The organism is Saccharomonospora saliphila YIM 90502 (assembly GCF_000383795.1).
Lineage (GTDB): Bacteria > Actinomycetota > Actinomycetes > Mycobacteriales > Pseudonocardiaceae > Saccharomonospora > Saccharomonospora saliphila.
This window is the reverse complement of sequence record NZ_KB912640.1, coordinates 71,476-81,839: the sequence shown is the minus strand read 5'-3', so window position 1 is coordinate 81,839 and position 10,364 is coordinate 71,476. Positions and strand designations below refer to the sequence as shown.

The 10,364-nt window shown below is 71.7% G+C and carries 12 protein-coding genes; 4 read left to right on the top strand and 8 right to left on the bottom strand.

Annotated elements, in window-relative coordinates; genetic code table 11:
* Window positions 1-52 precede the first annotated feature (52 nt).
* The 3 genes from SACSA_RS0105465 to rsgA form a co-directional block, all read right to left on the bottom strand.
* Window positions 53-898, bottom strand: a complete 846-nt coding sequence (locus tag SACSA_RS0105465) for a hypothetical protein (protein ID WP_019814164.1) — start codon at window positions 896-898, stop codon at window positions 53-55.
* Window positions 899-1,021: 123 nt separating this feature from the next.
* A complete protein-coding gene (locus tag SACSA_RS0105460) occupies window positions 1,022-1,828 on the bottom strand; it encodes a hypothetical protein (protein ID WP_019814163.1) in 807 nt (268 codons plus the stop codon).
* 110 nt (window positions 1,829-1,938) lie between these two features.
* Window positions 1,939-2,943, bottom strand: coding sequence for a ribosome small subunit-dependent GTPase A (gene rsgA, locus SACSA_RS0105455; RefSeq protein WP_028661569.1), 1,005 nt, complete (start codon window positions 2,941-2,943; stop codon window positions 1,939-1,941).
* Between the two features lie 158 nt (window positions 2,944-3,101).
* Here rsgA and SACSA_RS0105450 point away from each other — a divergent pair, with 158 nt between their 5' ends.
* Complete coding sequence (locus SACSA_RS0105450) at window positions 3,102-3,908, top strand: SOS response-associated peptidase (RefSeq protein ID WP_019814161.1); 807 nt, start codon at window positions 3,102-3,104, stop codon at window positions 3,906-3,908.
* A 38-nt stretch (window positions 3,909-3,946) separates the two neighbouring features.
* Window positions 3,947-4,561, top strand: a complete 615-nt coding sequence (locus SACSA_RS0105445) for an alpha/beta hydrolase family protein (RefSeq protein ID WP_019814160.1) — start codon at window positions 3,947-3,949, stop codon at window positions 4,559-4,561.
* A gap of 72 nt (window positions 4,562-4,633) precedes the next feature.
* Here the strand turns inward: SACSA_RS0105445 and rsrA are convergent, their stop codons facing one another.
* The 3 genes from rsrA to SACSA_RS27165 form a co-directional block, all read right to left on the bottom strand.
* On the bottom strand, window positions 4,634-5,053 hold the full coding sequence (rsrA, locus tag SACSA_RS0105440; protein WP_019814159.1) for a mycothiol system anti-sigma-R factor: 420 nt from the start codon (window positions 5,051-5,053) through the stop codon (window positions 4,634-4,636).
* A complete protein-coding gene (locus SACSA_RS0105435) occupies window positions 5,050-5,706 on the bottom strand; it encodes a sigma-70 family RNA polymerase sigma factor (protein WP_019814158.1) in 657 nt (218 codons plus the stop codon). Before SACSA_RS0105435 ends, rsrA begins: the two co-directional genes overlap by 4 nt.
* A 406-nt stretch (window positions 5,707-6,112) precedes the next feature.
* Window positions 6,113-6,187 (bottom strand): 50S ribosomal protein bL37, encoded by a 75-nt coding sequence (locus SACSA_RS27165; RefSeq protein WP_157596670.1) that lies wholly within the window; start codon window positions 6,185-6,187, stop codon window positions 6,113-6,115.
* A 129-nt stretch (window positions 6,188-6,316) separates the two neighbouring features.
* On the opposite strand from SACSA_RS27165, the gene SACSA_RS0105425 reads away from it, so the two are divergent.
* Window positions 6,317-7,855, top strand: coding sequence for a sensor histidine kinase (locus SACSA_RS0105425; protein ID WP_019814156.1), 1,539 nt, complete (start codon window positions 6,317-6,319; stop codon window positions 7,853-7,855).
* Between the two features lie 234 nt (window positions 7,856-8,089).
* Here SACSA_RS0105425 and SACSA_RS0105420 read toward each other — a convergent pair whose 3' ends face one another.
* A complete protein-coding gene (locus SACSA_RS0105420) occupies window positions 8,090-8,344 on the bottom strand; it encodes a WhiB family transcriptional regulator (RefSeq protein WP_019814155.1) in 255 nt (84 codons plus the stop codon).
* Between the two features lie 290 nt (window positions 8,345-8,634).
* A complete protein-coding gene (locus SACSA_RS0105415) occupies window positions 8,635-9,561 on the bottom strand; it encodes a diacylglycerol/lipid kinase family protein (RefSeq protein ID WP_028661568.1) in 927 nt (308 codons plus the stop codon).
* Window positions 9,562-9,901: 340 nt separating this feature from the next.
* Between SACSA_RS0105415 and SACSA_RS25740 the strand changes: the two genes are divergently transcribed.
* On the top strand, window positions 9,902-10,364 hold a 463-nt coding region (locus tag SACSA_RS25740; RefSeq protein WP_019814153.1), incomplete at its 3' end, for a hypothetical protein.

Here is a 10,364-nt window from a genome sequence, read left to right as displayed (position 1 = left end):
CGAGCCGGGAGCGCCGGGGCGGGCGCCGCGCGCAGGGCGCTATCCGGTCGGGTCAGCCGTCGAGGTCCTCGGCGTTGGCGACCTCCGCGGCCGGGGGCGCCTCGACCGTCACCGGTTCTCCCCAGTCGGTGTATTCCAGCAGCAGGGAGAACCCGTCCGCGCCGTCCGGTCCCACCGACGTCTCGATGCGCAGCACGCGGCCCTCACCGTCGAGGTAGACCTCGACCGGCACGGCCCCGGCGGGCAGGGCCTGCTTCTGCTGGTCGGTCAGCTCGCTGCCGCTCACCAGGACCGCCGCCGAAGCGGGGTCGAGGTCGACCGTGTGTCGGGTGACCCGCTGGTCGCCGAGCGTGTCCGGTTCGGTGCCGGTGACCTCGCCACCGGCGTCGGCGATGCGGCGCAAAGCCTCGGCCGGGTCGCTCTGCTGGGTGAGTTGCTCGGCGAAACCCGGAGTGGACCCGGACGACGACCGGTCGTCGTCCGGGCCGTAGAGCCACGGCGCGTCCTCGCTCGCCCCCATGGCCCCGAGCTGCTCGGGCGGGAGCCGCATGTAGACGCCGCCGTCCACGATCCGCATCTCGATCGGCGATCCCGCGGTCTCGGCCGTCCAGGCGGTCGCGCGCGTGTCCGTGTCGTAGCGGGCCTGCCCCCGCACGGTCATCGTCTGGCCCATGCCGGTCATCTCCTGCGCGACCGAGGCGGTGCCGCCGTCGGCCGTCGCCTCGGCCACGGCATCGACGAGCCGGTCCATCGTCATCCCGTCGCTCGAAGCGGTGCCGGGACCGTCGGCCGCGGCCGTCCCGTCCGCGTCCGCCGTGGTGTCGCCGCCGTCGTCTCCACAGGCGCCCAGCGCCAGGACGAGCGCGATCCCCCAGGCCCCCAGAGCTGATCTTCGCATCGGTGAACCTCTCCGTCGTCGTCATGCCCGGACACCGCCGGTCCGGGCTTCGGGAACGAAGAGGATGTCACGCGAGGCACCGGGAACCAGGGCGGGGCCGGTGCCTCGGAGGGAGCCGCCGGGTCAGAACCCGCCCGCGCTGGGCGCGTCGATCTCGGTGACCTGGTCCCGCGGCGGCGCCTCGACCTCGACGGGCGTGCCCCAATCGCTGAACGTCATGGTCATCGACACCTCGCCGGGCATGCCGCCTGCCTCGGCGATCTGCTTCATGTCCATCGCGATCCGCACGGGCAGGTTGGCGGAATTGAGGTCGATTTCCATCGGGACGGGCCCGACCTCGGACATCCGCTGCGCGAACTGTTGTTTCTGCTGCTCGGTGAGCTGGGTGTTCCCGCTCATTTCGAGCGCCTGCATCGGGTCGAGTGTCACGGTGTAGCGGCTGACCTCCTCGCCGTTGAGCATGGCGGTCTCGCTGGCGGTGATCTCCGCACCCGATTGCTTGATGGTGTCGAGAACCTTGGTCGGGTCGCTCTGCTGCGCCATCTGCCCGGCGGGAAGACCCTGTCCGGGCGACATCGACACCCACGGGGTGTCGGCACCCATGGCCTGTGCCTGCTGCGGGGGCATCTTCATGTAGATGGTGTTGTCGACCATGCGCATCTCGGTGGCCTGCCCCATCGCGCTCATGGTCAGCGTCATGGCCGGGTCCGCCCCGTAGCTCGCCTTGCCCTCGCCGGTGATCTGCTGCCCCATCACGGACATCTCCAGCGTGATCTTCGACGAGCCGGTCTCGGTCGTCTGAATCGACGCCGAGTTCGCGAGCTGCTCGATGTTGCCGAAGAACTCGCCGGACGCGGCGTTGTCGCCGCCGCACCCGGCCAGGGCCAGGGCGAGTGCGGCCCCACCGGCCGCGAGAGCTGACTTGCGCATGAGCTACCTCTCGGTTGTCCGTCGCCGTCCGTGCCGGACGCGTTTCGCACGGGTGAGACGCGGCGGCGGCCGGTCACGTTCCCTCCCACGCGGAATCCGCGCCTCGTGCGCTACACGTCGGTGCCGGTGCGGGACAGCAGCAACCTGCGCAGCGAGGCGAGCCGGGCGGGGGTCGCACCGCCGTCGCCCACGGCGTCGTCGAGCACGCAGTCGGGATCGTCCGGCGCGCCGAGGTGCCCGCAGTTCGGCGGGCACTCCTCGGCCGCCTCCGCGAGGTCCGGGAACGCCGACACGACCTCGTCGGCGGTCACGTGGGCCAGGCCGAACGAGCGGATGCCGGGAGTGTCGATCACCCACCCTCCGCCGGGCAGCGGGAGCGCGACGGCGGTCACGGACGTGTGCCTTCCCTTGCCGACCGCGCTGACCTCCGCCGTGGCGAGCCCGGCATCCGGGACGACGCGGTTGACCAGGGTCGACTTGCCCACGCCCGAGTGACCCACCAGTGCCGACACCCGGCCGCGCAGACGCTCGCGCACCTCGGGGCTGTCCTCGTCGTGGCGGGTCACGACGGCGGGCACCCGCAGGTCGGCGTACGAGGCCAGCAGCTCGTCCGGACCGGCGAGGTCGGCCTTGGTCAGGCAGAGCACCGGTTCGAGCCCGCCCGAGTAGCAGGCGACGAGGCAGCGGTCGATGAATCCTCGCCTGGGCGGCGGGTCGGCCAGGGAGGTGACGATGAACAGTTGTTCGGCGTTGGCCACCACGACCCGCTCGTACGGATCGGTGTCGTCGGCGGTGCGGCGCAGGACGCTGTCCCGCTCGTCCACGCGCACGATCCGGGCGAGGGTGTCCGGCTGCCCGCTCACGTCTCCCACGAGTCCGACCCGGTCGCCCACGACGATGGGCGTGCGGCCCAGCTCCCGGGCGCGCATGGCGGTGACCACCCGGCCCGGGTCGGCCTCCACCGCGCACCGCCAGCGTCCGCGGTCCACCGACAGCACCATCGCGGGCACCGCGTCGGGGTGGGTGGGGCGCCGTTTGCTGCGGGGGCGCGTTCCCTTCCCCGGCCGTACGCGGACGTCGCTCTCGTCGAGCGTGCGCCAATCCCTCCGGGCCAACCCGTGCCACCCTCCTGGTCGCGTGCGCGGACACCCTCGATGATCCCCCACGGCACTCGCCAGGACCGCGCAACCGTGCCAGGATGGCGGTCGGGCGGCTCGCTCGCGAGCGTGCCCGGGTTCAGGTGTGGCGCGACAGACGGGGAGGCCGAGGACCGATGTGCGGCCGGTATGCGGCGACCAAGGACCCGGCCACGCTGATGCGGGAGTTCGACGCGCTTGACGGTACCGACGGCGCCGCGCGCGGACCCGACTACAACGTGGCCCCCACCAAGACCGTCGTCACCGTCGTGGAACGCCACCCGAAGGACGCTGAGGGCGCCCCGCTGGCCGGCGAGGCGCCGGTGCGCAGCCTGCGTACGATGCGCTGGGGCCTGGTCCCCTTCTGGGCGAAGGACCCGTCCGTCGGCGCACGAATGATCAACACGCGGGCCGAGACGGCACAGGAGAAGCCCGCGTTCCGTAAGGCGCTGACCCGGCGGCGCTGCCTCGTGCCCGCCGACGGCTGGTTCGAGTGGAAGGCGGCAGGCGCCGACGGCGACCGCGCGCGTCCGAAGGAGCCGTTCTACATGACCTCGCCGGACGGGTCGTCGCTCGCGTTCGCGGGACTGTGGGAGACCTGGCGCGACCCGAAGGCCGAGGCCGACGCCCTTCCGCTGATCACGTGCTCGATCATCACCACCGACGCCGTCGGCGCGCTCACCGACGTCCACCACCGCATGCCGCTGGCCCTGCCCGCCGACCGCTGGGCGGGGTGGCTTGACCCGGACCGCACCGACGTCACCGACCTGCTGCGCCCACCGGAGCGGGACTGGGTAAACGGACTGGAGCTGCGGCCGGTGTCCACGCGGGTGAACAACGTGCGCAACAACGGCCCGGAGCTGCTCGAACGCACCGGCCCCGAGGCGACGGACCTCGACGGTGGGGGCAGCGCGGACGGCGCCCTGTTCGACGTGCCGCGCTGACCGGCCGGTAACGACGACAGAAACGGCGACGACGCGCGATGACGGCCACCGAACTCGACACCCCGCACGGACCCGCCCGGGTCTCTGTGCACAGCGCCGAGCAGGGCATCGCGGCCCTGCTGCTCGGACACGGCGCGGGAGGCGGGGTGGACGCCCCGGACCTCGTCGCGGTGGCCCGGGCCGCCCGTGCGGCGGATGTTCACGTGGCGCTGGTCGAGCAGCCCTACCGCGTCGCGGGTCGGCGCGCTCCCGCACCCGCCACCCAGCTCGACACCGCCTGGCTGTCGGTGGTCGAGCAGGTGGCGACGATGTGGTTCGACGAGTTGCCGCTGGTCTTCGGCGGGCGGTCCTCCGGCGCCCGGGTCGCGTGCCGGACCGCGGGGACGGGCCAGGCCGCCGCCGTGCTTTGTCTCGCCTTCCCCGAGCATCCGCCCGGTAAGCCGGACAAGAGCAGGCAGCACGAACTCGACGCGGTGGAGGTTCCGACGCTGGTCGTCCAGGGGGAGCGTGACCCGTTCGGGCGCCCCGAGGCGGGGCCGCACCACGAAGTCGTCACCGTGCCCGGAGACCACAGTCTGTCTCGCGACCTGGACGCGGTGGCCCGTGCCGCGTCGGAGTGGCTGACGCGCACCCTGCGCCCGCTCACCGCCTGACGCTCGTCGCGCGGTGCCCGGGCGGGCTCACGCGCCGTTCGGAGCGGCGGGCCCGGTGCTGTCCAGGACCGCTCAGCTCGCGGCGCCGGGTCCGGATTCGGACTCGGGCTCGTATCCCCGGGTCGGCGCGGACTCGTCGGCCTCCAAAGACGCGGGTTCCCGCCGGAAACTGATCTTGGTTTCGGAGACCCGCAGGCCACTGCGCTCGGCGACCGTGCGCCGGATGGAGGCTTGCAACCGGCTCTTCAGCTCCGCGGGCGCGAGATCGCCTCCGCACTTGCGGGCGAGCAGCCGTTTGATCTGGTCGTCGATGCCGTACTCCTCGAGACACGGCGGACAGTCGTCGATGTGCTTGCGCAGTTGCTCGTCCCGTTCGGGACTGCATTCCTTGTCGAGCAGCAGGTAGATCTCGGCGAGGGCGTCATCGCAGTTGACGTTGTCGGGGTTGTTCTGAGCGTCCGTCCTGCCGGAGCAGTCGCCGTAGGCGGTCATCGGCGTGCCACCTCCTGTGCGGCGGAGCGGGCGAAGCCCCGGTCGCGGGCGACGTCGGCGAGCAGCCCGCGCAGCTGGGTGCGACCACGGTGCAACCGCGACATCACCGTGCCGATCGGGGTGTCCATGATCTCGGCGATCTCCTTGTAGGCGAAGCCTTCGACGTCGGCCAGATACACCGCCAGCCGGAAGTCCTCGGGAAGCTGCTGCAACGCCGCCTTCACGTCGGTGTCGGGCAGGTTGTCCATCGCCTCGACCTCGGCCGAGCGCAGGCCGCTCGAGGTGTGGCTCTCCGCCTGCGCGAGCTGCCAGTCGGTGATCTCCTCCGTCGGCTGCTGGAGGGGCTGGCGCTGCCGCTTGCGGTAGCCGTTGATGTAGGTGTTGGTCAGGATGCGGTACATCCAGGCCTTGAGGTTGGTGCCCTTCTTGAAGGACGAGAAGGCCGCGTACGCCTTCAGATAGGTCTCCTGGACCAGGTCCTCCGCGTCCGCCGGGTTCCGGGTCATGCGCAGCGCGGCCGAATACAGCTGATCCAGCAGCGGCATGGCGTCTCGCTCGAAGCGCTCGGCCTGCTGCTCTTCCCGCTCCGGCTCGGTGTCGACCCGTGTGTCCGCGTCGGTGGACACGGGGCTGGTGTCGGCGGTGCTCGGCAAACCGTTCCCTTCCCGGTCGGCGCCTGCGTCTCGGCGGGCTGTCCTGGTCTCCCGAGCCGGTGTCTCCTCAGCGGAGACACGCCTGCGGGCCAGGACTCTGGTCAACGTGTCACGGGGCAGCGTCGTCGGCACGACCGGTGCAACGCGGCACCCGCGTCCGGTATTCCGCCCTCCGGCCCGTCCCACGACGTGGCCGGACGGGGTCGTCGGCGACCCGTGAGGACGGATTGCCGTCGACGAAGTACGTCAAACGTGCTGCCGACCGGGCTCCGGACGTCCCGGCAGTGGTGCTCGTCACCGCATGTCCGCCCGCCCGGACGGGGAGCAGGCCGTCGTGGGCGCACGCCGAGCGCGGGGACGGCGCGCGGTGTGGGCCTGGCCGCGCACCGCGCGCCGTCCGGCGACCTCAGGTGTTCGGCTTCTTGCCGTGGTTCGCCTTGTTCTTCTTGCGGTCGCGGCGCTTCCGAGCTCGCTTGGCCATGTTCACTCCTTGCGTCACTGCTCCGCGTTTAGTGTGTCATGAGGACGTGTCAACGGCTCCACCCGCCTCGGGGCGGGCGGCCGGCACGGCACGTCCGCGCCAGCATCCGTCGTCGCTTCAAGGAGGGGCGTGTCCACGCTCGCGGAACTGCTCGCCGACCACACCGGCCTTCCCGGCGAGTCGGTCGACCACCTGCAACTCGTGGTCGCCGAGTGGCAACTGCTCGCCGACCTCTCGTTCGCCGACTTCCTGCTCTGGGTGCCGGTGCAGTCCGGGGCCGACGAGTGCGTCTGCGTCGCCCAGGTGCGCCCGACCACCGCGCCGACTGCCCACCCCGAGGACGTGGTCGGTGAGCGGTTCACGCGCGCCGAGCATCCGCAGCTCACGCGGGCGATGCGGGAGGAGCGCATCTGCCGCGAGGAGGAGCCGCACTGGTACAACGACCTGCCCATGCGCCGTGAGGCGATCCCGGTGCGCATGGGAGCCGACGTCATCGCCGTGCTCAGCCGGGAGACCAACCTCGCGAGCCCGAGGGTGCCGAGTCCCCTGGAAATCGCCTACCTGGGCAGCGCCGCCGATCTGTGCCAGATGATCGCGGACGGCACCTATCCCAGCTCGGAGGCCAACGTCGACATGCACACCAGCCCGCGCGTCGGCGACGGCCTCGTGCGGGTCGACCAGAGCGGCACCGTGGTGTTCGCCAGCCCGAACGGGCAGTCGGCCTACCACCGGATGGGTTACGAGTCCGAACTCGTGGGCACGCGGCTGGCGCCACTGACCCGGTCGCTGGTGCGCGATCCGTTCGACGCCACCGATGTCTCGCACCGGATTCTCGAGGCGCTGGACGGCAAGCCGGGCACGCGGACCGAGATCGAGTCGAAGCGCGGCGCCGTCGTGCTGTTCCGGGCGCTGCCGTTGCGCCCCGCGGGCCGCGCGGCGGGCGCGTTGGTACTGATCCGGGACGTCACCGAGGTCAAGCGGCGGGACCGTGCGCTGCTGTCCAAGGACGCCACGATCCGCGAGATCCACCACCGGGTGAAGAACAACCTCCAGACCGTCGCGGCGCTGTTGCGGTTGCAGTCCCGCCGGATGCAGTCCGACGAGGCCCGGCAGGCGCTGGGGGAATCGGTGCGGCGAGTGTCCTCCATCGCGATGGTGCACGAGGCGCTGTCGATGTCGGTGGACGAGCGCGTCGACCTGGACACCCTGTTCGACAAGGTGCTGCCGATGGTCGGGGAGGTCGCCACGGCGGGCTCGCCGGTACGGATGTCGCGTACGGGGTCGTTCGGCGTGGTCGCCGCCGAGATCGCCACGCCGCTGGTGATGGTCGTCGCCGAGCTCGTGCAGAACGCGGTGGATCACGCGTTCGCGGGGGGCCGATCGGGCCATGTGGAGCTGGTGGTCGAGCGCTCGGCGCGCTGGCTCGACGTCCTCGTGCGCGACGACGGCAAGGGACTGCCCGCGGGCTTCTCGCTGGAGCGCGCCGACGGTCTCGGGCTCCAGATCGCGCGCACGTTGGTGGAATCGGAACTGCGCGGGTCGTTGTCGCTGCGCGGGGTGCGCGAGGACGACACCACGGCGGGCCGGGCGCCCGGGGACGCCGACGGAGCCCGGAGGGCCAACGGAACCGAGGCCGCCCTGCGCGTTCCGCTCAGCCGTCGTTCCTGATGCGGCCGTCATTTCCGGCAGGGCGGCGACGAGCGGCCACGACGGTTGGTGCGAGGCGGGGAACGCACAGGGCGACGACAGTTCGGACCGTGCGGCGGTTCGCGGCGCACAATTCGCGGTTCGGACACGCGCGTCCGGTCCTCGCGCTTGAGGGCCGGCACCCCGAAAGGATGCCGGCCCTCAAACCTTCTGCTTTTTGCGGCGGGGCAGAAGGGCGATCGCGTCTCTAGCGGTTCAGAAGTTGCTCCGCGTGCTGATCTGCGCGCGACGACGCTTGAGCGCACGACGCTCGTCCTCGTCCATGCCGCCCCAGACGCCCGCGTCCTGGCCACTGGCCAGTGCCCAGGCCAGGCAGTCGGACGCGACGGTGCAGCGGTGGCACACGGCCTTGGCAGCGGCGACCTGCGACACGGCAGGACCGGTCGTACCCACGGGGAAGAACAGTTCCGGGTCCTCGTCTCGGCAGGCCGCGCGGTGGCGCCAGTCCATTTCTTCGAGCTCCTTGTTTCGGGCGCGGTGCTCCGCGCCACAGTCGTCATGGCGGTCGTTTCTTGGGGTGCTCGTGAATGTTTTCACGAAGCACCGGGTTGGACAAGTCTTTTGCCGGGATCGGTGAGTCAGCTCACCCGCCTCAGCGACCTGTCTGACCTGCGTCTTTGTCTTTTCATCGAGCCGCTCGCGCGGACAGTGGTGCGGTGAGTGGAGCTTTGCCGTCGCCGAGTGGTAGCGGCGACTTTGCCGGAGGTGATCACCGGCGGTTGTTCACCGACCGCGACCACTCACAACGCAACCGTGAGCGCACGAGGCACACCGACGAACTCCACGTGGGTCCGTGGGCCCATCAGGTCTCCGTCGACCTGCAAGTTTACCGGCGATTCGGCGGTGATGCCGATGATCGGCACGTCGTCGTCGCGCACCAGCCGTCGGCCGCGGTGCTCGCCACGGGCACGCAGGGCCTGACAGGTGTGCCGCAGCACGGTCGGCAGGCCCAGCCCGGTCAGCGCGAACAGGCCGAGTCCGGAGTCGAACGAGCATCCTGTGTTCAGATGCACCGGCCGGGTGCCGAGGTAGCTCCACGGGTCGGTGTTGGAGACGAAGGCGGTGCGCGCCTCGATCGGCTGCTCCCCGGGCACCCGCACGGTGAGTGCCGGGTGCCCGTGCGGCGGACGAAGGTAGCTGGTCACGGCGGTGCGCAGGTAGAGGACCGGACCGGTGCGCTTGCCGCGCCTGCGCTCGACCGCGGCGACCACGTCGGCGTCCCAGCCCATGCCCGCGTTGAAGGTGAACCACCGCCCGCCCGCGCGGCCCAACCCGACCTGCCTGCCCCTGCGCCGCTCCAGCGCGTGCAGCAGGCGGTGGGTGGCCTCCACCGGGTCGCGGGGCAGCCCGAGCGCGCGGGAGAACACGTTGGCCGAGCCTCCGGGCACGACCCCGAGCGTCGGCACCGAGGCGTATCCGCCTGGTCGGCCGTCGGTGCGGGAGAGCAGCCCGTTGACGACCTCGTTGACGGTCCCGTCGCCGCCGTGCGCGACCACGACATCCACGCCCTCGTCGGCCGCCGCGCGGGCGACGGCCATCGCGTGCCCGCGGTAGTCAGTCTCGACGACGTCGAGCTTGACCTCGCTGGCCAGTGCGTGCGCGAGGACGTCACGGCCACCGGCGGAGGTCGCGGTGGCCTGTGGGTTGACGACGAGAACGGCACGCACGACCGCAGAGTAGGCCACCACGTCGGTGCCCTGTGGTGTTCGTGCCGAACACCTCGTGCGACCCACATCACGGACGGATCGCGCGCCGATCCCCGGCGACCCCGGGCCGTTCGCCCGGCGGTCGCCGTCGCGTTCCGTGCCCCGGTTCGCTGTGCCCTGCTGCCTCCCGGTCGTTGTCGTGGCTCCTGTCCCGCCGTGACGAGTTGCACCCCGGGCCGACCGCCCGCTCATCGACGACACCTGAATCTTTGCCCGGTACGCGGCCACGGTAAAACGGCCGACCGGGTGGCATACCATCGGTGACGTTCACACTCGGTCATCGCAGAAGGGCAACCTCGTCGTGCCGATTCGCGACGCGCTCTCCCCGGCTCCCCGCGAGGTCCGCATCGCGGGAGCGCTCACCGCCGCACCCGGCATCGCGCTGCTGGTCTTCGGTGCCGTCCTCGGGTTCCACGCGGGGGACTCGTCGCTGACCGCAGGCGCCATGCTGGCCGAGATCGGCTACTACGTCCTGCTGGCCGCCGGTGTCCTGGCCTGCGCCGCCGGATTGCTGCTCGGCCGGACCTGGGCCCGCTCGCCCGCGGTGGTGGTGAACCTCGTCGTGGCCGGTGTGGGCTGGTACGCCGCCGGGCCGTCCGGCCAGCCGGGTTTCGGCGTGCCGGTGATCGGCATCGGCGTGGCCGTGATCGTGCTGTTGTTCCGCAGGCCGTCCCGGGCCTGGGTGCTCGGCCAGGAGGAGGGCGAGAGCGAGGAGGAGGCCGCACGCCGGGGCGGGGCCGAGGGCCGCGCCGCCGAGCGCGAGC